This window comes from Thermodesulfatator autotrophicus, assembly GCF_001642325.1.
Taxonomy (GTDB): Bacteria; Desulfobacterota; Thermodesulfobacteria; order Thermodesulfobacteriales; family Thermodesulfatatoraceae; genus Thermodesulfatator; species Thermodesulfatator autotrophicus.
This window is the reverse complement of the sequence record NZ_LSFI01000036.1, coordinates 1-23,502: the sequence shown is the minus strand read 5'-3', so window position 1 is coordinate 23,502 and position 23,502 is coordinate 1. Positions and strand designations below refer to the sequence as shown.

Genomic DNA, 23,502 nt, shown 5'->3' with positions numbered 1-23,502 from the left:
AGGAGGAGTGAGCCTTGGTGGCATCACCTAAAGAAAACGAACAGTTAATAGAGAAAATAATTTTTATAAATCGTGTGGCTAAGGTCCATAAGGGTGGGCGCCGTTTTCGTTTTTCTGCCCTGGTGGTGGTGGGAGACGGTGCCGGGCGTATTGGATACGGATTGGGTAAGGCTCCTGAAGTGCCAGATGCTATTCGTAAAGCCCTGGAGAAGGCTCGTAAAAACATGATAAAGGTGCCAGTTATCAATGGTACCATTCCTCATCCCATTTTGGGAGTTTACGGGGCAGCTCAGGTGCTTCTTAAGCCAGGTCCTCCAGGTACGGGAGTTATTGCGGGGGGTACGGTGCGTGCCATTATGGATGCCGTGGGTATTAAAGACGTGGTGACTAAATGTATTCGGAGTACCAATCCTCATAATGTGGTCAAGGCCACGTTTAAGGCTCTTGAGAGCTTGCAAGATCCAGAATATGTGGCTAAAAAACGCAATCTTCCTAAAGAAGAAGTGGTAGGTGAAGGCCATGGCGAAGCAGCTTAAGATTACTTTAGTGCGTAGTAAGTACGGCTGGTCCAAAAAACAGAGAGGGACAATTGCGGCTTTAGGTTTGAGGCGTATCAGGCATACGGTAATAAAGCCAGATAACCCCTGTATTCGGGGGATGATTGAAAAAGTAAAACATTTAGTAAAAGTGGAGGAGATCAATGGCTGAAAGAATCAGCCTTTCTAATTTATCCCCCTTTCCGGGGTCAAAGAAGAAGGAAAAGAGGGTAGGGCGTGGGCCTGGTTCTGGGCACGGTAAGACAGCCTGTAAGGGGCATAAAGGCCAGAAGGCCCGCACCGGCGGTGGAGTTCCACCGTGGTTTGAGGGTGGCCAGATGCCCATCCTCAGGCGTTTGCCCAAAAGGGGTTTTAAGAATCCCTTTAGGGTAGAGTATGCGGTAATAAACGTCGGGGATTTGGCCAAAAGGTTTTCAGCGGGTGAAGAGGTAACCCCTGAAATCCTTCGCCAGGCCAAAATCCTTAAGGGGGCCCCCAAGCCTCTTAAGATTTTGGGAGACGGTGAAATTTCTATCGCGCTTAGAGTGAAGTGCCACGCTATTTCTAAGTCAGCCAGAGAAAAGATAGAATCTGCAGGTGGCTCGGTAGAGATTATCTCCCGCTAGGAGATTTTTATGTTGCAATCTAGAGGTGTAGAGACCCTCGCTAATATTCCAGAATTGCGCCGCAGGATACTTTTTCTCCTGGCGGCGCTCGCTATTTATAGAATAGCCGTCCAAATTCCTACCCCCGGTATAAATACTATGGCCCTAGCTGCTTTATTTGATAGAGCCGGGGGCACTATTTTTGGCTTTCTGGATATGTTTTCTGGAGGGGCTTTAAGGCGACTTTCTATTTGTGCCCTGGGTATTATGCCTTACATTAGCGCCTCTATTATTTTGCAACTCTTAACCGTAGTATTTCCTTCAATTAAAGAAATGCAGAAAGAAGGGCCTGAAGGGCGTCGCAAAATAGCTTATTACACACGGTATTTGACGGTTGCTATTTGTTTGATTCAGGGCTTTGGTATAGCGGTTGGATTAGAAAGAATGACGGCTCCTAATGGCGACCCCATAGTTCTTTTTCCGGGGTGGGGTTTTAAACTTCTTACCATGATAACTCTTACGGCGGGAACCATTTTTCTTATGTGGCTAGGAGAGCAGATCACGGAACACGGTATTGGAAATGGCATTTCCATGTTGATTTTTGCCGGTATCGTAGCTGGTATCCCTGGAGCTCTAATAAGGACTTTCCGTTTAGTAAAGACAGGCGAGTTATCTCCAGTAATTCTTGTTATCATACTAGCGTTGATAATAGCAGTGGTAGCTTTTACGGTATTTATGGAACGTGCCCAGCGGCGTATTCCTATTCACTACGCTCGCAGGCAAGTGGGGCGCCAGATAGTAGGAGGGCAGACCACTTATTTGCCTCTTAAAGTGAATATGGCTGGTGTTATCCCACCTATTTTTGCTTCATCTGTTTTAATGTTCCCGGCAACCATTGCTAATTTTGTTCCGCTTGAATTTTTTCAAAAAATGGCCCAGTGGTTTCAGCCAGGTAGTCTCCTTTATGAAATACTGTTTGTGGCTTTGATTATCTTTTTTTGTTATTTCTACACAGCTATCATTTTTAATCCTCAGGAAGTAGCGGAAAACATCCAAAAGCAAGGTGGATTTATTCCCGGAATAAGGCCTGGCCGAGCCACGGCTGAATTTTTAGATAAGGTGCTTACCAGGCTTACATTAATCGGGGCATTGTATGTTTCGGCAATTTGTGTTTTGCCCACGATTTTGATAAAAGAATTTAATGTACCTTTTTATTTTGGAGGCACCGCCCTTCTCATCGTAGTTGGTGTAGCCATGGATACTATGGCTCAGATAGAAGCCCATCTTTTAACCAGGCATTATGATGGGCTTATGAAGCAGGGTCGTTTGCGCGGCCGTGGGCGGTAATAGTTAATAAGGAGGGGGTTATGAACATTGTCTTTTTAGGACCACCAGGGGCAGGGAAGGGAACACAGGCTAAAATGATTGCTGAAAAGTTTGGTATCCCGCAGATTTCTACGGGAGACATGTTCCGTGAACATCTTTCTAAAGGTACGGAACTGGGCAAGAAAGCTAAGGAGTACATGGATAAAGGAGCCCTTGTTCCTGATGAGATCGTCCTTGGCATGGTGGAAGAGCGTCTTAAACAACCTGACTGTGAGAAGGGGTTTATTTTAGATGGTTTTCCCCGCACTGTGCCTCAGGCTGAAGCGCTGGATAAGCTTCTTGAAAAGCTTGGTAAAAAAATAGACTACGCTATTTTGATAGATGTTCCCGACGAAGAGCTGGTAAAACGTCTTACTGGTCGGCGCACTTGCAAGAAATGTGGTATGATGTATCATGTAATGTTCAAGCCGCCCAAGGAAGAGGGTAAGTGTGACGTTTGTGGCGGAGAGCTTTACCAGCGGGCGGACGATAACGAAGAAACGGTTCGTAATCGTTTAAAGGTTTATCACGAACAGACTGAACCTATAATTGAATATTACGAAAAGAAAGGAGTCCTTCACCGTATTGACGGTATGGGCTCCATTGATGAAATATTTAATCGTATTGTTAAATTACTTGGCGGGTAAAATTGCGTAAGACAAAGATTATGAAAGTAGCCAGGGGGCCAGCTAAGATAAAGCTAAGGGCCCCCTGGGAAATAGATTTATTGCGTAAAGCTAATGCTATAGTTGCGGAAGTTTTATTAACTTTAAAAGAGAAAGTAACCCCAGGGATTACGGCCTGGGATTTGAATCAAATAGCTGAAGAAATAGCCTTAAAAAGGGGAGCCCGCCCGGCTTTTAAGGGATATAGGGGCTACCCTTTTAGTTTGTGTGTTTCGGTAAACGAAGAGGTAGTACACGGATTACCTTTAAAAGAAAAAGTTTTAAAAGAAGGCGACATAGTCAGCTTTGACTTTGGGACAATTTATGAAGGTTATTATGGAGACGCAGCTTTGACAGTGGCAGTTGGAGAGGTGAGCGAGGAAGCAAAGCGGCTTATGGAGGTTACGGAAAAAGCCCTTTACCGAGCTATTGAGAAGGCAAGGGTTGGTAATCGTGTGGGGGATATTTCAGCCGCGGTGCAAAATTATGTGGAAAAAAAGGGATACAATGTAATTCGTGATTTTGTAGGGCACGGAATTGGAGAGTCTTTACATGAACCTCCAGAAGTGCCCAATTTTGGCCGTAAAGGAAAAGGACCTCGTTTGATGGCAGGAATGGTGATAGCTATTGAGCCCATGGTGGTTATGGGGAGTCATGAGGTAGAAATTCTGCCAGACGGGTGGACAGCGGTGACCAAAGACCGTAGCCTGGCTGCTCATTATGAACATTCAGTGGTAATAACGGCCAAAGGCCCAGAAATTTTGTCAAAAATTTAAGGAGTAATTATGCCTAAAGAAGAGGCCATTCAAGTAGAAGGAACAGTAGTTGAAGCTTTACCAAATGCTATGTTTAGGGTTGAACTTGAGAATGGCCATAAGGTTTTGGCACATATTTCCGGGAAGATGCGAGTCCATTATATTCGTATTCTTCCTGGAGACAAAGTTATAGTTGAGCTTTCGCCCTATGATTTGACTAGAGGGCGTATTGTTTATAGAGGCACTAAAAAAGACCGTAAGAAAGGTTAGGTGAGAGCCATGAAAGTGCAAGCATCTGTTAAAAAGAGATGTCGTAAGTGTAAGGTAATTAAACGTAAGGGTATTGTGCGTATTATTTGCGAAAATCCTCGTCATAAACAAAGACAAGGTTAGTAAGGAGGTTTTAACGTGCCAAGGATAGCGGGAGTTGATATTCCAGATAATAAATCTATAGAGATTGCCCTTACCTATATTTATGGTATTGGGCGCACTTTATCTCAGAAGGTTTTAACTAAGGCAGGCGTTGACTGGAACAAAAAAACCAAAGACCTTACGGAAGAAGAGCTTACAAGGATTCGTCAGATAGTAGAGAAAGAATATAAGGTTGAAGGTGATTTAAGGCGCGAAGTTTCAGCTAATATTAAGCGTCTTATGGATATGGGCTGTTATCGAGGCCTCAGACATCGTATGGGGCTTCCAGTGCGTGGTCAGAAGACCCGTTCTAACGCTCGTACAAGAAAAGGGCCGCGTCCATCTTCTTTGCGCGGCAGACGTAAAAAGTAAGGGGTGAGGAAAGATGGCGAAACGTCGGAGAGCAAGAGGTAAAAAGCGCGAAAAGAAGAATATTCCCGAGGGCATTGCCCACATACACGCTACTTTTAATAACACCATTGTTACCATTACAGACAAGCAGGGTAACACTGTGGCCTGGGCCAGTGGTGGCACTGAGGGTTTTAAAGGTTCTCGTAAAGGAACCCCTTATGCGGCGCAGTTGGCGGCTCAATCTGCGGCTCGAAGGGCTATGGAACAGGGTATGAGAAAAGTAGCTGTTTATGTGAAAGGCCCGGGAGCTGGTCGTGAAGCGGCTTTAAGGGCCCTTCAGGCGGCTGGTTTTCAAATCACCATGATTAAGGATGTTACCCCTATCCCTCATGATGGGTGTCGTCCACCTAAAAAGAGAAGAATTTAATATTCAGTAAGTTAAGGAGGAGAAGGCCTTGGCTAAATATACAGGTCCACGTTGTAGATTATGCCGTAGAGAAGGGATGAAGCTCTTTCTTAAAGGAGACCGTTGTTACACCGATAAATGCGCTTTTGAAAGACGTAGTTATCCTCCTGGCCAGCATGGCCAGGCTCAAATTAGAGCTAAGCGTTCTGACTACGGTATTCGTTTACGGGAAAAGCAAAAAGTAAAAAGGATTTATGGCGTTTCTGAAAAGCAATTTGCTAAGTATTTTGACCGGGCTGACCGTATGAAAGGTCAGACTGGCCATAATCTTTTACAGCTTTTGGAACGCCGGTTGGATAATGTCGTCTATCGGTTAGGTTTTGCCTCATCTCGTATGCAAGCCCGTCAGATGGTAGCCCACGGACTCTTTAAAGTTAACGGGCGAAACGTTGATATTCCTTCTTATCTCGTAAAGCCGGGAGATGTTATTGAACTCAAAGAAAAATATCGCCAGAATGCAATGATTCAAGAAAATCTTGAAGCAGCAGTCAGGCGCGGCATTCCTCAGTGGCTTGAGCTTGATGCTGATAACTTTAAAGGCAAAGTTAAGGCCTTACCAACCCGCGAAGATATTACTATGCCGATTCAGGAACAGCTGATTGTTGAGTTCTACTCCCGTTAAACATAATAATCAGATAAGGGTGGTGTTATGGCAGAAACCAAAAATCTTATAAGCAGGAATTGGCTGGAGCTCATTAAGCCTAAAGGTGTTCAGGTTCACAATGATTCCAGGCCACCTTTTTACGGGAAGTTTGTTATAGAGCCTCTAGAGCGAGGTTTTGGCGTAACCATTGGCAACGCCTTGAGAAGAGTTCTTTTGTCTTCGCTTCAAGGGGCTGCTATTACCTGGGTTAAAATCGACGGGACTACCCATGAATTTTCCAGTCTTCCTGGAGTCAGGGAAGACGTTATTGATATCATTTTAAACTTAAAGGGTGTCCGCTTTAAGCTTTACGATGAGGAACCCAAAACTTTTATCCTTGAAAAAGCTGGCCCGGGAGAGGTTAAGGCTGGTGATATCCAAACTGATGGTCAGGGAGAAATTGTAAATCCTGACCACCATATCGCTACTCTATCTAAAGATGGCCATTTGAAAATGGAACTTCACGTGGAATGGGGAAAGGGTTATCGTCCTGCTGACCCTTCCAGCGTTGAAGAAATTGGTGTTATCCCTGTTGATGCTATTTTTTCTCCTATTCAACGAGTCAATTTTAATGTTACCCAGGCGCGTGTCGGTCGCAGTAGTGATTTTGATCGCCTAGTTATGGAGATATGGACAGACGGCACAGTGGACGCGCAGGACGCCATGGCTTACGCGGCCAAGATTTTAAAAGACCAGCTAACAGTCTTTATTAATTTTACTGAAGAAGAAACCACCGAAGAAAAAACAGCCGAAGAGTCTAAACCAGAATACTACAAATACCTTGATAAGAGGATTGATGAGCTTGAGCTTTCAGTAAGATCAGCTAATTGTTTGAAAAATGCCAATATTCGTTATATTGGTGAACTTGTTCAAAAAACTGAATCTGAAATGCTAAAGACTAAAAATTTTGGTCGTAAGAGCTTGAATGAACTCAAAAATATTTTAAGCTCCATGGGGCTTTCTTTTGGAATGCAAATTACTGACTGGAAGCCCCCAGAAGAAGCCAAAGAAGAAGCTTAGTTTATCAGGGAGAGGAAACTATGAGGCACAGAAAGAAGAGCAGACGCTTGGTTGGTAAATGGGAGCATCGGAAAGCCCTTTTGCGGAACTTGCTCGTAGCCCTTTTTATACACGAAAGAATACAAACTACTGAGGCTAAGGCTAAAGAGTTACGTCGTTTGGCGGATAAAATGATAGTGCTCGCTAAAAGGGGAGATTTGGCGGCTCGGCGCCAGGCCCTTTCTATTTTGCCTGACAAGGCTGTAGTGCGGAAGCTTTTTTCTGAGATAAAAGACCGCTATGCTTACCGCCAGAGTGGTTTTACTCGGATTGTCCGTATTGGGCCGCGCCGGGGAGATGCAGCCATGATGGTCATCATAGAACTGGTGACCGATAAATTAGAACATAAGCCTGCGGCCAAAAAAGAAGCACCTGCGACTACTCCTGAGGCTAAGGAAAAGCCTGCGGCTGAACCAGTGGAAGAAGTCAAGGAGACAGAGGCTGCTGAGGCTAAAGCAGCCGAAAGTGCACCAGCCCAGGAAGAAAAAGTAGAAGAAACGCCACAAGCAGTTGAAACTGCCGCAGAGGAGGCATCTGAGGCCAAAGAAGAAGCCATAACGGCGGAAAGCTCAGAAACTACTAAAGAAGCTGAAGAAGAAACTTCTACTACTTCTCAGGAAGAGACTAAAGAGGAAATCAAAGAAGAGTCTGAGAAAAAAGCTTAAAAGCTTTATTCCAAACGATTTTAGAAGGCCCCGCCATGGGGCCTTTTTATTTTTTAGACGACTAGTATCAGGCCCTGCAGTTAAGCCTCTAAATTTTAGGTTAATTTAGTTCTTCTCCACATTGACCGAAATAATTATAAGAAAAAATATTCTGTTTGAGGGGTTTTTATGGCTTTTCCAGATTTATCTCTTCAAAATATTGATTTTTGTTTCCCTCCTGCCTGGCAAAAAGTTGTTGATTTCCTGAAAACAGGAATTGTTATTATGTCTGAAGAGGGCGATATCCTTTTCCATAACAAAGATGCTTCAGACCTTTTAGGGGTTGATTCTAAGAGCCTAAGGCTAAAAAATCTTTCCTTTTTTCTCTCTCCAGATGACCAGAAAATTCTTTGGCCAAATATTTTGGGCCTACTGGAGCAGGAAGGGTTTTATGTGGGAGAGATTTTTCTCATCCCTCAAAATGGTCAACCTTTTATAGCTCAAACTCAATTTTTAAAGTGTTCAGAAAATGGTGTCTCTTTCATTGTAGTTACCTTTCAGAATATTGAATATCTCAAGAAGCTTGCAAAGTCTCTTAAAGAAGCCAGGCATTTTACCTTTCTTGGGCGCATGTTAGCGGATATGGCCCACCACGTGCGCAATCCTATTTTGGTTATAGGAGGGCTTGCGCGGCGCTTAAAAAATTCTCCAGAGAAGCTTACCTATTATTCTTCCGCCATAATTTATCAGTGTGAAAGACTTGAGGAGTTACTAGCTGGCTTAGAAAAGGTAATAAACTTTCCTAAACCTCGTATTCGTCTGGTAGAGGTGCAGGAAATAATTGAAACCCTAAAAGAAGTTTTTAAGGGGGAGGTCTCTGGAGCTTCACCAGAACTCGTCATAAACGATAAAAATATAAGGAACTTTGTTTTTTATTCTGATCCGGAACTGTTATTAGAGGCCTTAAAAGAGATTTTGAAGAACGCGCTGGAAGCTCACTTTTTATGCTCTCACGAAGGTGCGGTTTCCCTGAACATATTTAAACATCACCAAAAAGTATTTTTTGAAGTTTGTGATCAGGGCCGTGGTTTAAAGCCTGACATATTACCTTTTATTTTTAATCCCTTCTTTACTACCAAGCCGGGGCACCTGGGTATGGGATTAACTCTGGCCTCTCATATCGTAGAAGAACTGGGAGGAAGAATAGAAATAGCTAACCTAGTTAATCCAACGATATTTAGATTAAGCCTTCCTTTTGACAGACGCCGGCCAGAAAGAAGAGCTTTGCCAAAACATTCTTTTTAAAAAATCTTGATAAATAAAACCAACTTAATTACTAGTAAGCAAAAATATTAGGAGCTTGCTAATGGCACCACGAGAACATTGGGCTACCCGTATAGGTCTAATTCTGGCTATGGCCGGAAATGCTGTAGGTTTGGGTAATTTTTTGCGTTTTCCCACCCAGGCAGCGGAAAACGGCGGTGGGGTCTTCATGATTCCCTATATGATTTCCCTGGTCTTAATAGCTATCCCGCTCATGTGGGTTGAATGGGCCATTGGTAGGTATGGAGGGGTTAGGGGGCATGGGACTACCCCGGCTATTTTTAAACTGCTCTGGAATCATCCTCTGGCTAAATATATAGGCGTTTTAGGGCTTTTTGTGCCGTTTGTGGTATCTTGTTATTACGTATATATTGAGAGCTGGACCTTGGGTTACGCTTTACTTTCTCTTTTTGGAGCATTGCCTCATCCTTCAACCGCTGAACTCTCTTCGCCAGAGGCTTACCTGGCTCCATTTAAAGAGTTTTTAAGTCAATATACAGGCATGGGAGAAGGGCCTTTTTATCATCCCAGTTATTTGGCCTACTTCTTTTTTATCTTAACCATAGTCTTAAATATCTACGTTTTGATAAAGGGAATTTCTGGTGGCATTGAGCGGCTGGCTAAAATAGCCATGCCCCTTCTTTTTCTTTTTGCGATAATCCTGTTAGTGCGGGTGTTAACCCTTGAGACCCCTTATGGTACCGCGGTGGCTGGTCTAAATTTTCTCTGGGAGCCTAAATGGTCAGAACTGGCTAACCCTAAAATTTGGTTGGCTGCAGCTGGGCAGGTATTTTTTACCTTGAGTCTGGGTTTTGGCGCTATCATAACTTATGCTTCTTATCTAAAAAGAAATGACGACATTACTCTTTCGGCTTTGACGGCTTCTTCATTGAATGAAGCCGCTGAAGTTATCCTGGGGGCCTCCATCGCTATTCCTGCAGCCGCAGCCTTTTTTGGAGTGGCTGCGGCCCAGGCTATTGCGGCTAGTGGGGCTTTTAATCTGGCTTTTGTTAGTTTGCCTGCTATTTTTGCCAATATACCTTTTGGAGACATCTTTGGTTTCCTCTGGTTTATTCTTCTATTTTTCGCTGGTTTAACTTCATCGGTGGCTATCACTCAGCCTATTATTGCTTTTCTACAGGATGAATTCAGGCTTGAACGAAAGCACGCCGTACTGGCTACCATGGGAGTTTTGTTCTCCATTGCCCATGTAGCCATTTTCCTTCCAGGTTCTCTGGATGAAATGGACTTCTGGGCGGGAACTTTCTTTGTGGTGGTTTTTGCCCTTTGTGAAGTGCTCATTTTCTTCTGGGCCTTTAGTCCTTCTAAAGCCTGGGCAGAAATAAACCGCGGTGGCTTCATTAAATTGCCGAGGATCTTTTTCTACATTATGAAATACGTAACTCCTGTCTTTTTGTTTTTGATAATAATCTGGTGGGTAGTGACCATTTTACCCAGTTATCTAGCTCAAAGTACCTGGACTTCCTGGTTGACTCGGCAGTTATTGATCACTATCATGGCGGCTCTTTGTTTTCTGGTGTATCTTCAAGATAAGAAAAGGAGAAAAAGAAAATGAAAGGTTCAGCTCTTTTATTTATGTTAATTTCGTGGAATTTAATTTCTAGTTTGTGCACTTTTTGTTTTACTCGCTTATTTTTAGCTGACAGAAAAAGAACTAAGAAGACAGGTGAAAAAAAGTCTCTTTGAGCCGCCTAAACCTTTAGCTGAACGCTTAAGGCCTAAAAAAATAAGTGAATTTGTAGGGCAAAAACATTTATTAGGTCCCAATAAGTTCCTTTCTCTTTGTCTCGCCAGGAAAAAAATCTCTTCTTTAATTCTTTGGGGGCCTCCTGGATGTGGAAAAACCACTTTAGCCAGGCTTTTGGCTAAAGAAACTAACACAAGATTTATACCTATATCAGCGGTAGATTCGGGTATAAAAGAATTACGAAAGGCCCTGGAGCAGGCAGATAAAGAGCGCTCTTTAGGTCGCCAAACCATTCTTTTTATTGACGAAATACACCGTTTTAATAAAGCGCAACAGGACTTTCTTCTTCCTTACGTGGAAGAAGGAAGGATTGTTCTCATCGGAGCTACCACGGAAAACCCCTCTTTCAGGGTGATTGCTCCTTTACTTTCTAGAGTAAGAGTACTTCCTTTAAAACCTCTTTCCAGAGAAGACCTGGTTTTAATTTTAAAAAGGGCTTTAGATTCTCCCCAGGGTCTTAAAGAATTGAAGGTTCAAATTGAAGATGAAGTTCTTTATTATTTAGCTGATTTTGCTCAGGGTGATGCCCGCCTGGCCCTTAATTTTCTTGAAGATCTGGTGATGAATTTTGATGAAAACCAACCAAAGCTTACCCTTGAAAAAGTAAAAGAGCTTGAACTTAAAAAGCCCCTTCAGTATGACCAGAGTGGAGAAGAACATTACAATCTCCTCTCTGCCTTTCACAAAAGCCTCAGGGGAAGTGACCCAGACGCTGCTATTTACTGGATGGTTAGAATGCTTGAGGCTGGAGAGGATCCTCTGGTTATTGTAAGGCGCCTGGTAGCGGCGGCGGCTGAAGATGTTGGCCTGGCTGACCCACAGGCTTTACAGATGGCTCTGGCTGCTAAAGAGGCCGTTGCGTTCCTGGGCCTTCCCGAAGGGGAACTGGTGCTGGCCCAGGCGGTAATTTATGTGGCTATGGCTCCCAAAAGTAATGCCGCCTACATGGCTTTAAATAAAGCCAGAGAAGATGTTGAAAAATACGGAGCGCTCCCTGTGCCACTTCATTTAAGAAACCCTGAGACCAAGCTTATGCGAGATCTTGGTTACGGAAAGGGATATAAATATCCTCATAACTTTCCTGAAGGGTTTGTGGTTCAAGATTATCTTCCTAAAAGACTAAAAGGCCGACGTTATTATTTCCCTACGGAAAGAGGCCGAGAAAAAGAATTAAAAGAACGTCTTATCATTTTAAAGGCGAAAAAGAATAAAAATTAGCCCAGACTAAATTTAACTTAAGTTTATTTTTCTTGCTTTAAAAGACTTTTTTTTCTATCACAAGGGCATGCCCATTGAAATCATAAACCAGCAAAAAAAGAGCATTCCCGTAACGTGGCTCAAAGAGAAACTGGAAAAGGCCCTTTCAATCCTTAACCTGGAAAATAAAGAAGCCAATTTTATTCTGGTAGATGATGAAGTTATTACCCTTTACAATACGGAGTATTTAGATCGTCCTTATCCTACAAATGTTATCTCGTTTTCCCAGTATGAAGGTCCGTTTACAGAAATTCAGCCTGACCTTTTAGGTGATGTAATAATTTCAGTGGATACCGCTTATCGTGAGGCGGAAGAATATGGCCTTTATAAAAAACATTATCTTTTAATGCTTGCTATTCATGGCTTGTTACATCTTTTGGGGCATGAACATGAGGGCGGCCTCCATGCCACACGTTTGATGCTTAATAAAGAAATTGAACTTATCCAAAAGCTTTTAGGTTCACGAGCACAGAAATTGATAAACTTTTTGAAAAGGAGGGAATATATGCCAGCCAAATTAGCGGTTAATGTTGACCATGTGGCTACTGTGAGAGAGGCCCGCAAGGTCAATTATCCAGACCCTGTTCACGCGGCAGTTTTAGCTGAGCTGGGCGGAGCTCACGGGATAGTTGTTCACCTGCGTGAAGACCGACGGCATATTCAGGAAAGAGACGTGCGGCTTTTAAGAGAAATCGTGAAAACCAAATTAATTCTAGAAATGGCAGCTACTGATGAAATGATAAATTTTGCCCGGGAAGTAAAGCCTGACCAGGTAACCCTGGTTCCTGAGAGACGTCAGGAAATAACTACTGAGGGAGGCCTGAAAGTTAAAGGGCGCGTGGCCAAGGTAAGAAAGGCAGTTGAAGACTTAAAAGAAGTGGGGCTTAAGGTAAGTATTTTTATTGACCCTGATGTTGAACAGATAAAAGCCGCTGCTAAGACCGGAGCGGATATCGTTGAGCTACATACCGGCCATTATGCCGAAGCTAGAGCGCAGGAAGAAATGGATTTAGAGCTATCTCGCCTGGAAGAAGCAGCTCGGGTGGCCAGAGAGCAGGGCTTTGAAGTCCATGCCGGCCACGGGTTACATTATCAGAATATTTCACCCGTAGCCGCTATACCCTACATTGAAGAGTTTAGCATCGGCCACGCTATAGTGGCACGAGCCATTATGGTTGGTATGAAAGAAGCCGTTGAAGAAATGCTTTTCTTAATTGAAAAAGCCCGTTAAGCACTTTCAATTTTGGCGGCTTCAAGGCGTTTTAAAGCTTCGTCAAGGCTCATAATCCCTTTGGCTACGGCGTAAGCTACATAAGGATAGACCCTGGGGTCATATCCTTCTGGCCTTGGGAAAAGCCCTTTGGCCCGAAGCTTGGCCAAACGAGCGCGGCGCCTGCGCCGCCTTTCAATCTCTCTCATGCGCTCAATCTTTTTGTGTCTGGCCATTTATAAACCCCCTTTTCTTTGAGATGCGCTATTCCTATAAAAGAAAACTCGAATTTCGTCAATGGTTTTAAATTTTAAAAGAAATCAAAGGGTCAGCCAATAAATTTTTGTTTCTTGGGAGACACCAATCTTCTGGTAAGGTTATTTTTACAAAAATGTAAACTTAATACAATTTGGTTATACAAAAATTACAAAAAAGTTAAAGAGAATTCTTTGTAGAGATGGCTCGCCTGTTCGCTCGCCCATGACGCTATAGAAAAAGGTCCAGATAGTAATCTGTTTTTCACTCCAAAAGTCTCGCTTCACTTGACACGGCAAAAGCAGCTAGGCAACAATTAAATCCTTTTTGTTTTCAAAGCCATTTTGTTTTTCCCGCGGATATAAAACTGGCACTCTAATTGCTAGATCCTAAATAAGTTAAATCCAAAAAATTATTAGGAGGATGCTATGAATCAGGCTGATATTGCTTTTATGTTAATTTCTTCTGCCTTGGTCATGTTTATGACTCCTGGGTTGGCGTTATTTTACGGGGGGCTTGTTCGCAGCAAAAATGTCCTTTCTATCATGATGCAATGTTTTATCTGTTTGGGTCTGGTGAGTTTAATATGGTTTCTTTATGGTTATAGCCTGGCTTTTGGCAATGATATTGGCAAAATAATAGGAGACTTTTCTTATCTCTTTTTCAAAAATGTAAATTTAGATCCCGGTCCTCCAGCGGATAATATCCCTCACTTACTGTTTGCTACTTTCCAGCTAATGTTTGCCATTATAACTCCGGCTTTAATTACCGGGGCATTTGCCGAAAGGATGCGTTTTAGCAGCTTTTTAATTTTTATCTTTCTTTGGGTAACCTTTGTTTACCTTCCCTTGTGTCACTGGGTTTGGGGAGGCGGCTGGATTGGCTCCATGGGCGCCCTTGATTTTGCCGGGGGCACAGTTATTCACATTGCCTCTGGGGCTAGTGCTCTGGCGGCAGCTTTGGTGGTTGGTGCCAGAAAAGGTTATAGACAGGCTGCCTTTCATCCCCATAATCTGCCGATTTCCATTCTTGGAGCAGCTATACTCTGGTTTGGATGGTTTGGTTTTAACGCTGGTAGTGCTTTAGCGGCAGACCGGATAGCTGTTCTGGCCTTTGCCAATACTCAGCTAGCAGCGGGTCTTGCAGCTTTTGCTTGGATAGTGGCAGAATGGATTCATCAAGGTAAACCTACCACCTTGGGCGCCATTTCCGGAGCCGTAGCAGGTCTGGTGGCTATTACCCCTGCCGCGGGTTTTGTTCCACCCTGGGCTTCTATTATTATTGGCATTTTGGCGGGGGTTATCTGTTATCTAGCGGTGCTTTTAAAGGTTCGCTTGGGTTATGATGACTCTTTAGACGTGGTAGGTATTCACGGTGTCGGTGGTTTTCTAGGTGCAGTTCTCACCGGGGTTTTTTGTTTTACTTCTGCCAATCCTGGCGGGGCTGACGGGCTTTTAGCTGGAAATGTCCAGCAATTTATTGTTCAGGTGATAGGAGCTGGAGCTTCGGTAATTTATTGTTTTGTTCTTAGTTTCATCCTTCTTAAGCTGGTTGACGTGATCTTTGGGTTGAGAGTAAGTCCAGAAGAAGAAGTCCAGGGCCTTGACCTTTCAGACCACGGAGAAAAAGCTTACAACCTTTAGTGGACTGGTGCCCCCGGGAGGACTCGAACCCCCAACCAACGGCTTAGAAGGCCGCTGCTCTATCCGGTTGAGCTACGGGGGCACCTTGTGCTTTTAAATTTAGCTTCTTTTTCTGGAAGGGCAAGAGGGAGTTTTATTCTTCAATGGTGACCACCGGCTGAGGGGCTCTGATTATTTCACGAATCTTTTCTATCTCTTCAGGAAGGTCTGGGTCTGTCTGACAGACAGGACATTGCTGCACATGCCTTTCTATAAGCTCCATCATGCGGGCCGGTGCCAGAGCATCTTCTTTTACCATTTGATACCAGTCCCTAGCTAATTTTTTAAGCCGCTGGCACTGCATTTGCCTCTCCTGGTCTAAAGTTTACAATGTTGGGATAATAGATTTCTTTCTTCCTGACAACTTATTTCGGACTATTCTTTCAAAAAATAAAATTTTCAACGCCTTTTTTTTTAAAGAAAATTAAAGGAAAGTCTTTTTATCTTTAATTTCCTTGTGTTTAACCTATTTTCAAAAAACATTTTTAAAGTCATTGCAAGAATTGTTTCGCCACTTCGTGGCTTGCCATGACTGGATCAAGGGGACAGGCGAAGCAGTCTAGAGTATTTCGCCTAAAAAATTGAGCGGGCAAATAAAAAATATGAGATTGAAAAAGTATAGTAAAATACTTACTATTTCAGGAAAAACAAATGGAGGCCGGGTATGGGATATTATGTTGGTCTTGATGTAGGGTCAGGTACAGCCAAAGTAGCGGTATTAAACGAAAAGCGGGAGATACTTTATCATGCTTATGAAAAAACTCACGGCCAGCCAGTAGAAACCGCGGCAAAAATCCTTTCAGCAGTAGAAGAAAAGTTTGGCAACGAATTAACCGGGCTCACTTGCACAGGCACTGCTGGAAAAACCATTTCCCAGATTCTATCGGTGGCATTTGTCAATGAAGTTATGGCCCATGCCAGGGCAGTTGAACATTTTCACCCTGAAGCTCGCACCATTATTGATATTGGCGGTGAAGACTCAAAACTCGTTTTTATTTCCCATGAAGAAGGGAAGTTTCGTATCAAGGATTTTGCCTTAAATACCCTTTGTGCTGCTGGTACCGGGGCTTTTCTTGAACAACAAGCTGCCAGGCTTGGTTATACCATTCAAGAATTTAGCAAGCTCGCCCTTAAAGCGGAAAATATTCCGCGTATTGCCGGCCGTTGTACGGTTTTTGCCAAATCTGACATGATTCACCTCCAGCAAGCCGCTGTGCCTGACCATGAAATTATTGCCGGCCTCTGTTTTGCTATTATTAGAAACCTTAAGAGCAATTTAGCCAAAGGTAAAAAGGTACTCCCTCCTATCGTTTTTCAAGGAGGGGTAGCAGCTAATTATGGAGTTCGCCGGGCTATAAAGGAGATCTTCAATCTCAAAGAAGGCGAGCTCATTATTCCTGAATATCATTTTATAATGGGAGCCATTGGGGCGGCTCTTTATGGCCTTGATGGCCGCTTTACAGCCCCATATCAGGGTTCAGAAATACTTGAAGCTTATCTTAAAGAACGCACCCGCACGGTGAAGCGCTTGCCAAGGCTTGGCCCTTACCAGGTACGCACTATCCAAACGCAGACATTTTTTCCAAATCCCCAGGGAAAATTGCGTGTTTATCTTGGTATAGATGTCGGCTCTGTTAGCACTAAATTGGTGGCCATTAATGAAGAAGGAAAGCTTATTGCCAAGACTTATGCCCTTCACCACGGCAAGCCTTTAGAAAGTGTTAAAAAAGGCTTGCTGGCCTTAAAAGAGAAGCTTCCCAAAAACCTTGAGATAGAAGTCCTAGGAGTGGGGACTACGGGATCTGGCCGTTATTTGGTGGGTGATTTTGTGGGGGCAGATGTTATAAGAAACGAAATTACGGCTCAGGCCAAGGCTGCTTCAGCCATAGATCCTGCCGTGGACACTATTATTGAAATAGGCGGGCAGGATTCAAAATATATCCGCCTTGAAAAGGGCACTATTGTTGATTTTACCATGAATAAAGCCTGTGCTGCTGGTACTGGTTCTTTTTTAGAAGAGCAGGCCGTTCGTCTTAATGTGCCCATTGAGGAGTTTGGAGAATATGCCCTTAAATCTGAAGCCCCGGTTGAAATGGGAGAACGTTGCACAGTCTTTATGCAATCTGACCTTTTGCACTACCAGCAACAGGGGCTCCCTAAAGAAGACCTTATTGCTGGTCTTTGTTATGCCATTGTCCATAATTACTTGAACAAGGTAGTTGAAAACCGCAAAATTGGCCAGAAGGTATTCTACCAGGGGGCTACAGCCTTTAACAAAGGTATTGTGGCTGCTTTTGAAAAGGTCCTCGGCAAAGAAATTATTGTTCCGCCGCACCACGAAGTAACTGGAGCCATGGGAGCAGCCCTTTTAGCCCGTGAGGAAACGCAGGGTAAAAGTTCTTTTAGAGGATTTGACTTGTCTCACGTTAATTATGAAATCTCTACCTTTGAATGTCAGTCCTGTCCTAACCGCTGTGAGATAAGGCAGGTTTCTATTGAAGGCAGTAAACCCTATTTTTATGGTGGCCGTTGCGAGAAATACGAAGTTGAGCATCGCAAGCCCCCAGCTACCCTTCCTAACCTGGTAAATGAAAGGACAGAGAAGCTTTTAAGCTATCTAACAGATAAAGAAGGCGCTCCTTTAGGTGAAATAGGTTTACCCCGTATGCTTTTTTATTTTGAAAGACTTCCATTTTTCGCCACCCTTCTTCAGGAGTTGGGCTTTAAAGTGGTGCTTTCTGAGCCCACTAACAAAAAGCTGGTAAATGAAGGCTGTGAGATTGTAGCCGCCGAGACATGTTTTCCCGTAAAAGTGGCCCATGGCCATGTGCTTGACCTGCTCAAAAAAGGAGTAAAACAGATTTTTGTGCCTTACATTGTTGACTTACCAGCAGACCATCCTTCTCTTAAAACGGGCAAAATCTGCCCCTATGTGCAAAGTGTAGCGGCGGCTTTTGAGGCTTCCATCAACCTCAAAGAATACGGCGCGCGTATTTTGGCCCCGGTTTTTCATTTTGGCACCGGTGGCAAAGTTCTTGAACGCCAGAAAAAGGATCTGGCCAGGCTTTTGGGAATTTCTGAGAAGAAAGTTAAAGAGGCCTGGAAAAAGGCTGAAGACGCTCAGAAAAATTTTGACAGCTGGCTTAAAAAACGCGGAGAGGAGGTCCTGTCAAGACTTAGTCCTGATGAAGTGGCTTTGGTAATCGTAGGCCGTCCTTATAATGCTTTTGACCCGGGAGCTAATCTAGCTATCCACAATAAGATTAGAAGCCTTGGTGTTCTTGGTATCCCGGTGGATATGCTTCCTCTCCACCAGGTAGAAGAACTAGACGGTTTAGAAGGCATGTACTGGCGTTATGGTCAAAGGTTTTTGTTAGCTGCTCACTTCATAAGAAAACATCCTTCTCTTTATCCCATATTCTTAACCAATTTTTCCTGCGGGCCTGATTCTTTCATCATTCACTTTTTTGAAGAACTTCTTGGAGGGAAGCCTTATCTTGAGATTGAGATTGATGAACACAGTGCTGACGCCGGGGTGGTTACCCGGATAGAGGCCTTTGTTGATAGCGTTAAAGGCAAAAGAATCTCTCCCGAAAAGCCTGTTAAGCCCTATCGCCGGGCGGTTAAACCTGAGGACCAGAGGATTCTCTATTTGCCCTACATGTCCGACCACGTTTATGGCCTGGCGGCGGTGTTCCGAGCCTGTGGGGTAGATGCCCGCGTTCTTCCTGAGTCAGACGAAGAGTCCCTGCGCCTTGGCCGCCGCTATACTTCAGGAAAAGAATGTTATCCAGCGGTGCTTACTACCGGAGACATGATAAAGATGCTTCAAAGGCCTGACTTTGACCCCAAGCGAGCAGCCTTCTTTATGCCTTCTGGTTCAGGGCCCTGTCGTTTTGGCCAGTATAACCGTCTGCATCGCAGAATTCTTGACGAACTTGGATATGAAGATGTGCCGATTTATTCACCTACGCAGAACTTTCAGCTTTACCACGAGCTTGGTATGATAGGAAAAGACTTTACCCGCCTTTCCTGGAAAGTGCTGGTTTGCATAGATATTCTTGACAAGTTTTTACGGGAAATAAGGCCCTATGAAGTAAATCCTGGTGAAACAGAGAGGGTTTACCAGGAAAGCCTTAAAAAAATATGCCAGGCTATAGAAAAGCGGGAGGACCTGCTTCAGGTAATGCAAGAGATTCGTGAGGCCTTTATGGCTATACCTACAGAGAATTTTGGAGAAAAGCCAGTGGTAGGTATTGTAGGTGAAATCTATGTGAGGATGAACCGCTTTGCCAATGAGGACCTGATAAAAGTGCTTGAGGAAATGGGAGCTGAAGTTTGGCTTCCTCCAGTTTCAGAGTGGTTTTATTACATAAATTATACTTCCAAAAGATGGGCCAAAAGGCTTCGCAAATTTAAGGAGCTTACTCGTCTTATTATTGAGCATCATGTCCAGGTAAAAGATGAACACCGTTTTGCCGCAGTAGTGCGAGATATTTTAAAAACAGCCGAAGACCCGCAGGTAGAAGAAATTATCAATCTGGCTAAAAAGTATGTAAATGATGAATTTGAAGGTGAGGCCATTCTTTCTATAGGCAAAAGCCTTGATTATCTGCGTCATGGGATAAACGGCATAATAAATGTAATTCCCTTTACGTGTATGCCTGGCACAGTGGTGGCCATGCTGCTTAAGCGTGTGCGAGAAGAAAATGGTCTTATCCCTATGCTTACTGTCTCCTGTGATGGCCAGCGTTCTATGGGGACCAGGATGCGGCTTGAGGCCTTTATGCACCAGGTTAAAGAACACTTTGCTGAACAAAGAGGCCGCCAGAAGGCAGCATAGCTTAAGTTTCATTATGAAGACTCTCTTTTTAACCAGCAGAGGTATGCTATACTTTGAAAAATTTTTAGAAGGAGAGTAGCAGGTTGCGTATCAAGCATTGGATGATTAAAGACGTTATAACTATTTCACCAGAAGCCACCGTGGAAGAAGCTATTCAGTTAATGAAAAAACATTCTATCAGGCATTTACCCGTGGTAGAGGGTGATGAACTGGTGGGCCTGGTGACAGAGAGCAGTATTCGGCAATATACCCTTCCGTCATTAAAGGATACCCTTCCTATTAAAGAAGTTATGATACTTAATCCCATAACTGTTGATGCCGAAGCTACCATTGATGAAGCCGCTCGTCTTATCCATCGCCACAAAATAGGCGGGCTTCCTGTGACTCAGGCTGGAAAGCTAGTGGGTATTATTACTGTTACGGATCTCCTTGAGGCTTTTATAGAACTTATGGGGATTTTGCGCTCAAGTTCACGCCTTGATGTGGTCCCGGCTGAAGATAAAACCTTTGAAGAAGTCCTTGATATTATTCGGGAACATGGTGGTCGGGTAATTTCAGTGGGTATGGATATTCATCCCAGTGGCCAAAAAGTTTATTATGTTCGCCTTGAAAAATGCCCGCTTGACTCTATTGCCGCGGCTTTGGAAATGGCAGGCCATCAGATAATTTCTTTAGTTGAATAAACTTTGAATAAATTGGAGGAATAAATGGGATTCAAAGTCAAAAAGACCATAGATGAAATAAACGAAAAGATAAAGAGAGGCGAAGCGGTAGTGGTTACCGCGGAAGAAATGGTAAAAATCGTCAAGGAAAACGGCCCAGAGGAAGCGGCTGCGGCCGTTGATGTGGTTACTACTGGCACGTTTGCTCCCATGTGTTCCTCTGGGGCCTTTATTAACTTTGGCCATTCAACGCCAGCTATAAAGGCCTATCGCGTCTGGCTAAACGGTGTGCCTGCTTACGCCGGTATTGCCGCGGTAGATATTTATATTGGCGTCACAGAGCCGTGCGAGGAAGATCCCCTTAACAAGGTTTACCCAGGAGAATTTCGCTATGGTGGCGGCCATGTTATCCAGGATTTGGTTGCCGGAAAGACTGTTCACCTTAAGGCCACTTCTTACGGAACCCATTGTTATCCGCGCAAGTATCTTGAAAAAGAAGTAACCCTTAAAGACCTTCCCTACGCCCTTTTGTGCAACCCACGTAATGCTTATCAGAACTATAACTGCGCCATAAACCTTTCTGACAAAACTATATATACCTACATGGGTATTTTGCGCCCCAGGGCCCAGAATGCCAATTACGCCACTTCTGGTGAGCTGTCACCCCTTTTTAAAGATCCCTATCTTAGGACCATAGGTGTTGGCACGCGCATTTTTCTAGGGGGAGGCGTGGGCTATGTAGCCTGGGCTGGCACTCAGTGTAACTTTAAAGTTCCACGCACCGAAAAAGGAGTGCCGTTATCGCCGGCGGCTACTCTTATGGTTTATGGAGACCTGAAGCAAATGAGTGCTGAATGGCTGGTAGGGGTAAGTATTTTGGGTTATGGCTGTTCTCTTTCCGTAGGGATTGGTGTACCTATTCCTATTCTCAACGAGGAGGTAGCCTCCTTTGCCGGGCTTTCTGATGAAGAACTATTTACCCAGGTAGTTGATTATGCTCACGACTATCCTAATGGTATAAAACGTTCTTATGGTACGGTAAGTTACGCTGAACTCAAAAGTGGAACCATCAAAGTGTTAGACAAAGAGATTCCCACGGTGCCATTATCAAGTGTGGTTAAAGCCCGAAAAATTGCCGAAATACTTAAATCCTGGATAAAAGAAAAGAAATTCTTATTGACCGAGCCTCAGGCTCCCTTTCCTGGCACCGAGCTTTATCCTTTTCGTTAGTGGAAAAAATAAGCCAAAAGATAAAATACCTTGAGGCTAGATTGAAAAAGAAGAGAGGGCTAACCGTAGCCCTCTCAGGTGGTATTGATAGTGGCGTGCTTCTTTTTTTAGCCAGCCAATTTTTAGGGCCTCAAAGAGTTTTCGCCTTTACCATAAGTTCCTCTATTATGAACCCGGAAGACCTGGTTTATGCTAGGTTAATCGCCAGGCAAGCCGGAGTTAAACACGAAGTTTTTGAATTCAATCATCTAGAACTTGAGGCCTTTCGCAAGAATCCTGAAAATAGATGCTATTTTTGCAAAAAAGAAATGTTTGGTTTTCTTAAGCCAAAAAGCCCATACCCCCTGGCGGATGGTACCCAATTGGACGATTTAGATGACTATCGTCCTGGCTTGAAAGCTATTGAAGAACTAAATATTTGTTCACCACTAAAAGAAGCAAAGATTACCAAAAAAGAGATTAAGTGGCTGGCAAGGAAACTCGGGCTTGTTAATTGCCATAGGGCCCCTTCTCCCTGTCTGGCCACCAGGTTTTTACCAAAGGAGCCTGTTACCGCTGAAGGAATTAAGCAGGTGTATAGAGCTGAAGCTTTTTTAAAATCTTTGGGTTTTAATTGGGTAAGAGTTCGCAAAAGAGAAGACCTGGCTATCATAGAGGTAAAAACAAAAGAACAGGGTAAAGTGCAACAATATAAAGGGACCATAATTTTTAATCTTAAAAATCTGGGTTTCAAGAAAGTTTTATTGAATTTAGGGTGAGGTAGAACGATTTAGAGACCTTTGCAAAAACTAAAACATTTTTTAGATCGCCACGGCGACTGTGTCGCCTCGCGACAAGGATTGTTTTGCCACTTCGTGGTTTGCAATTACCAGAAGAGTATGGCTCACAATGAGGAACCATTTTGTCCGGCGAGGAATATCCCTTTGTCACTGCGAGGAGATCCCTCGCTCTCGCTCGGGACAGGCGAAGCAGTCTTTCAGATTGCCGGATTGATATTGCTTCGCTCCGCTCGCCATGACGGGGCGGGAAGGGAGCCGCATGACACTTTTTTGTTATTGCGGGTGGCATATTCCCAACTGGGTATCTCTAAAAATACTAGCCTAAAAGCAGGCTATTAATGGCTACTTGATGTATAATAATCTCCTCGAATATCCCTGAAATACTTATAAATAAGAGCTAAAAACATGAAACAGTCTGGCTTTTTTGATCTTGAGTTTCGTATGAGGAAGATAGACAGCAATGGAGATCCTCTCAAAAGGCTTAATGAGCGTGTAACTGGGAAGTGTTCAGGCCTATTTTGAACAAAGTCAGGCAGAAGGACAGGGAGTCCAATGCAGGTAGAAAGCCTTTTGATGTGATTCTCATGTTCAAGATATTGATTCTTCAGTCTTTGTATAACCTTTCAGATGACGCCCCAGAAGTTCAGATACTTGACAGGCCTTTTGGGGATTGGGTACCAGATGCTAAGGCTACCTGGTTATTCAGAGAAGACTTAAAAGAGGCAGGAGTGTTTCAGGAGCTTTTTTGAAGTATTTAACAAGTTTTTGAAGGCAAACGGTTTTGAGGCCAAGAAAGGTCAGATAGTGGATGCCAGTATAGTATCTGTTCCCAGGCAAAAGATTAGCAGAGAAGAAAACAGCCAAATAAAGGAAGGTAAAGTAGTGAGAGGCTCATAGAAAAAACCCTTCTTAACCGAGACCTATGGCAGGGCAAATACCTTGGTGAACCTGACCCTATCGTCAAATGCATTAGCTCAGACTTAATCTGACAGG

At 43.7% G+C, this 23,502-nt stretch carries 25 protein-coding genes and 1 tRNA gene; 23 read left to right on the top strand and 3 right to left on the bottom strand.

Translation table 11 applies throughout. From position 1 onward, the window contains the following. Positions 1 to 14 precede the first annotated feature (14 nt). The 17 genes from rpsE (at position 15) to TH606_RS11395 (ending at position 13,079) form a co-directional block, all read left to right on the top strand. Entirely contained in the window at positions 15 to 536 is a 522-nt protein-coding gene (gene rpsE, locus TH606_RS08050; RefSeq protein WP_068542737.1) for a 30S ribosomal protein S5, read from the top strand. Further along, positions 520 to 708, top strand: coding sequence for a 50S ribosomal protein L30 (gene rpmD, locus TH606_RS08045; protein WP_068542736.1), 189 nt, complete (start codon positions 520 to 522; stop codon positions 706 to 708). The genes rpsE and rpmD overlap by 17 nt, the downstream gene beginning before the upstream one ends. Before the next feature lie 4 nt (positions 709 to 712). Continuing rightward, entirely contained in the window at positions 713 to 1,162 is a 450-nt protein-coding gene (rplO, locus tag TH606_RS08040; protein WP_068542773.1) for a 50S ribosomal protein L15, read from the top strand. A 9-nt stretch (positions 1,163 to 1,171) separates the two neighbouring features. Continuing rightward, entirely contained in the window at positions 1,172 to 2,488 is a 1,317-nt protein-coding gene (gene secY / locus TH606_RS08035; protein ID WP_068542729.1) for a preprotein translocase subunit SecY, read from the top strand. Positions 2,489 to 2,508: 20 nt separating this feature from the next. Beyond that, the gene (locus TH606_RS08030; protein ID WP_013908088.1) at positions 2,509 to 3,153 is read left to right on the top strand and encodes an adenylate kinase; all 645 of its coding nucleotides are present in this window, start codon (positions 2,509 to 2,511) and stop codon (positions 3,151 to 3,153) included. A 20-nt stretch (positions 3,154 to 3,173) separates the two neighbouring features. Next, positions 3,174 to 3,947, top strand: a complete 774-nt coding sequence (gene map / locus TH606_RS08025; RefSeq protein ID WP_068542727.1) for a type I methionyl aminopeptidase — start codon at positions 3,174 to 3,176, stop codon at positions 3,945 to 3,947. 9 nt (positions 3,948 to 3,956) lie between these two features. After that, positions 3,957 to 4,196 (top strand): translation initiation factor IF-1, encoded by a 240-nt coding sequence (infA, locus tag TH606_RS08020; RefSeq protein WP_013908090.1) that lies wholly within the window; start codon positions 3,957 to 3,959, stop codon positions 4,194 to 4,196. 9 nt (positions 4,197 to 4,205) lie between these two features. Continuing rightward, a complete protein-coding gene (gene rpmJ / locus TH606_RS11400) occupies positions 4,206 to 4,319 on the top strand; it encodes a 50S ribosomal protein L36 (RefSeq protein WP_082863580.1) in 114 nt (37 codons plus the stop codon). 15 nt (positions 4,320 to 4,334) lie between these two features. Further along, positions 4,335 to 4,709, top strand: a complete 375-nt coding sequence (gene rpsM, locus TH606_RS08015; RefSeq protein ID WP_068542725.1) for a 30S ribosomal protein S13 — start codon at positions 4,335 to 4,337, stop codon at positions 4,707 to 4,709. A gap of 13 nt (positions 4,710 to 4,722) precedes the next feature. Next, entirely contained in the window at positions 4,723 to 5,115 is a 393-nt protein-coding gene (rpsK, locus tag TH606_RS08010; RefSeq protein ID WP_068542724.1) for a 30S ribosomal protein S11, read from the top strand. A gap of 28 nt (positions 5,116 to 5,143) precedes the next feature. Further along, positions 5,144 to 5,776, top strand: a complete 633-nt coding sequence (rpsD, locus tag TH606_RS08005; protein WP_068542723.1) for a 30S ribosomal protein S4 — start codon at positions 5,144 to 5,146, stop codon at positions 5,774 to 5,776. 27 nt (positions 5,777 to 5,803) lie between these two features. Continuing rightward, entirely contained in the window at positions 5,804 to 6,817 is a 1,014-nt protein-coding gene (locus tag TH606_RS08000; protein WP_068542719.1) for a DNA-directed RNA polymerase subunit alpha, read from the top strand. Positions 6,818 to 6,837: 20 nt separating this feature from the next. Next, positions 6,838 to 7,521: a 50S ribosomal protein L17 gene (gene rplQ / locus TH606_RS12100; protein ID WP_068542715.1), complete on the top strand. Its 684-nt coding sequence runs from the start codon at positions 6,838 to 6,840 to the stop codon at positions 7,519 to 7,521. A gap of 168 nt (positions 7,522 to 7,689) precedes the next feature. Then, positions 7,690 to 8,805: an ATP-binding protein gene (locus TH606_RS07990; protein WP_068542713.1), complete on the top strand. Its 1,116-nt coding sequence runs from the start codon at positions 7,690 to 7,692 to the stop codon at positions 8,803 to 8,805. Positions 8,806 to 8,866: 61 nt separating this feature from the next. Then, entirely contained in the window at positions 8,867 to 10,399 is a 1,533-nt protein-coding gene (locus TH606_RS07985; protein WP_068542711.1) for a sodium-dependent transporter, read from the top strand. Positions 10,400 to 10,510: 111 nt separating this feature from the next. After that, positions 10,511 to 11,809: a replication-associated recombination protein A gene (locus TH606_RS07980; protein WP_068542709.1), complete on the top strand. Its 1,299-nt coding sequence runs from the start codon at positions 10,511 to 10,513 to the stop codon at positions 11,807 to 11,809. 67 nt (positions 11,810 to 11,876) lie between these two features. Continuing rightward, positions 11,877 to 13,079 (top strand): pyridoxine 5'-phosphate synthase, encoded by a 1,203-nt coding sequence (locus tag TH606_RS11395; RefSeq protein ID WP_082863578.1) that lies wholly within the window; start codon positions 11,877 to 11,879, stop codon positions 13,077 to 13,079. On the opposite strand, the gene TH606_RS07970 is transcribed toward TH606_RS11395, so the two are convergent. Then, positions 13,076 to 13,294, bottom strand: a complete 219-nt coding sequence (locus TH606_RS07970; RefSeq protein ID WP_068542705.1) for a hypothetical protein — start codon at positions 13,292 to 13,294, stop codon at positions 13,076 to 13,078. The genes TH606_RS11395 and TH606_RS07970 overlap by 4 nt on opposite strands. Before the next feature lie 447 nt (positions 13,295 to 13,741). Here TH606_RS07970 and TH606_RS07965 point away from each other — a divergent pair, with 447 nt between their 5' ends. After that, the gene (locus tag TH606_RS07965; RefSeq protein WP_068542703.1) at positions 13,742 to 14,956 is read left to right on the top strand and encodes an ammonium transporter; all 1,215 of its coding nucleotides are present in this window, start codon (positions 13,742 to 13,744) and stop codon (positions 14,954 to 14,956) included. A gap of 5 nt (positions 14,957 to 14,961) precedes the next feature. Here TH606_RS07965 and TH606_RS07960 read toward each other — a convergent pair. Then, a tRNA-Arg gene (locus tag TH606_RS07960) sits at positions 14,962 to 15,038 on the bottom strand. A gap of 51 nt (positions 15,039 to 15,089) precedes the next feature. Next, complete coding sequence (locus TH606_RS07955; protein ID WP_068542701.1) at positions 15,090 to 15,299, bottom strand: hypothetical protein; 210 nt, start codon at positions 15,297 to 15,299, stop codon at positions 15,090 to 15,092. Between the two features lie 360 nt (positions 15,300 to 15,659). Between TH606_RS07955 and TH606_RS07950 the strand changes: the two genes are divergently transcribed. The 5 genes from TH606_RS07950 to TH606_RS11390 all read left to right on the top strand — a co-directional run bounded on the left by TH606_RS07950 (position 15,660) and on the right by TH606_RS11390 (position 23,258). Beyond that, complete coding sequence (locus tag TH606_RS07950; RefSeq protein ID WP_068542700.1) at positions 15,660 to 19,838, top strand: acyl-CoA dehydratase activase; 4,179 nt, start codon at positions 15,660 to 15,662, stop codon at positions 19,836 to 19,838. Between the two features lie 83 nt (positions 19,839 to 19,921). Beyond that, the gene (locus tag TH606_RS07945; RefSeq protein WP_068542699.1) at positions 19,922 to 20,521 is read left to right on the top strand and encodes a CBS domain-containing protein; all 600 of its coding nucleotides are present in this window, start codon (positions 19,922 to 19,924) and stop codon (positions 20,519 to 20,521) included. A 24-nt stretch (positions 20,522 to 20,545) separates the two neighbouring features. After that, a complete protein-coding gene (locus TH606_RS07940) occupies positions 20,546 to 21,730 on the top strand; it encodes a homocysteine biosynthesis protein (protein ID WP_068542698.1) in 1,185 nt (394 codons plus the stop codon). Then, on the top strand, positions 21,730 to 22,488 hold the full coding sequence (gene larE / locus TH606_RS07935) for an ATP-dependent sacrificial sulfur transferase LarE (RefSeq protein WP_269451053.1): 759 nt from the start codon (positions 21,730 to 21,732) through the stop codon (positions 22,486 to 22,488). Before TH606_RS07940 ends, larE begins: the two co-directional genes overlap by 1 nt. Before the next feature lie 605 nt (positions 22,489 to 23,093). Next, the gene (locus tag TH606_RS11390) at positions 23,094 to 23,258 is read left to right on the top strand and encodes a transposase (RefSeq protein ID WP_082863576.1); all 165 of its coding nucleotides are present in this window, start codon (positions 23,094 to 23,096) and stop codon (positions 23,256 to 23,258) included. The last annotated feature ends 244 nt before the right edge of the window (positions 23,259 to 23,502 follow it).

Excerpts from the sequence above, each read along its gene's own strand:
- rpmD (WP_068542736.1), top strand. The coding sequence starts at position 520 with ATGGCGAAGCAGCTTAAGATTACTTTAGTGCGTAGTAAGTACGGCTGG.
- secY (WP_068542729.1), top strand. The coding sequence starts at position 1,172 with ATGTTGCAATCTAGAGGTGTAGAGACCCTCGCTAATATTCCAGAATTG.
- TH606_RS08030 (WP_013908088.1), top strand. The coding sequence starts at position 2,509 with ATGAACATTGTCTTTTTAGGACCACCAGGGGCAGGGAAGGGAACACAG.
- map (WP_068542727.1), top strand. The coding sequence starts at position 3,174 with ATGAAAGTAGCCAGGGGGCCAGCTAAGATAAAGCTAAGGGCCCCCTGG.
- infA (WP_013908090.1), top strand. The coding sequence starts at position 3,957 with ATGCCTAAAGAAGAGGCCATTCAAGTAGAAGGAACAGTAGTTGAAGCT.
- rpmJ (WP_082863580.1), top strand. The coding sequence starts at position 4,206 with ATGAAAGTGCAAGCATCTGTTAAAAAGAGATGTCGTAAGTGTAAGGTA.
- rpsK (WP_068542724.1), top strand. The coding sequence starts at position 4,723 with ATGGCGAAACGTCGGAGAGCAAGAGGTAAAAAGCGCGAAAAGAAGAAT.
- TH606_RS08000 (WP_068542719.1), top strand. The coding sequence starts at position 5,804 with ATGGCAGAAACCAAAAATCTTATAAGCAGGAATTGGCTGGAGCTCATT.
- rplQ (WP_068542715.1), top strand. The coding sequence starts at position 6,838 with ATGAGGCACAGAAAGAAGAGCAGACGCTTGGTTGGTAAATGGGAGCAT.
- TH606_RS07990 (WP_068542713.1), top strand. The coding sequence starts at position 7,690 with ATGGCTTTTCCAGATTTATCTCTTCAAAATATTGATTTTTGTTTCCCT.
- TH606_RS07985 (WP_068542711.1), top strand. The coding sequence starts at position 8,867 with ATGGCACCACGAGAACATTGGGCTACCCGTATAGGTCTAATTCTGGCT.
- TH606_RS11395 (WP_082863578.1), top strand. The coding sequence starts at position 11,877 with ATGCCCATTGAAATCATAAACCAGCAAAAAAAGAGCATTCCCGTAACG.
- TH606_RS07970 (WP_068542705.1), bottom strand. The coding sequence starts at position 13,294 with ATGGCCAGACACAAAAAGATTGAGCGCATGAGAGAGATTGAAAGGCGG.
- TH606_RS07965 (WP_068542703.1), top strand. The coding sequence starts at position 13,742 with ATGAATCAGGCTGATATTGCTTTTATGTTAATTTCTTCTGCCTTGGTC.
- TH606_RS07955 (WP_068542701.1), bottom strand. The coding sequence starts at position 15,299 with ATGCAGTGCCAGCGGCTTAAAAAATTAGCTAGGGACTGGTATCAAATG.
- TH606_RS07950 (WP_068542700.1), top strand. The coding sequence starts at position 15,660 with ATGGGATATTATGTTGGTCTTGATGTAGGGTCAGGTACAGCCAAAGTA.
- TH606_RS07940 (WP_068542698.1), top strand. The coding sequence starts at position 20,546 with ATGGGATTCAAAGTCAAAAAGACCATAGATGAAATAAACGAAAAGATA.
- TH606_RS11390 (WP_082863576.1), top strand. The coding sequence starts at position 23,094 with ATGTTCAAGATATTGATTCTTCAGTCTTTGTATAACCTTTCAGATGAC.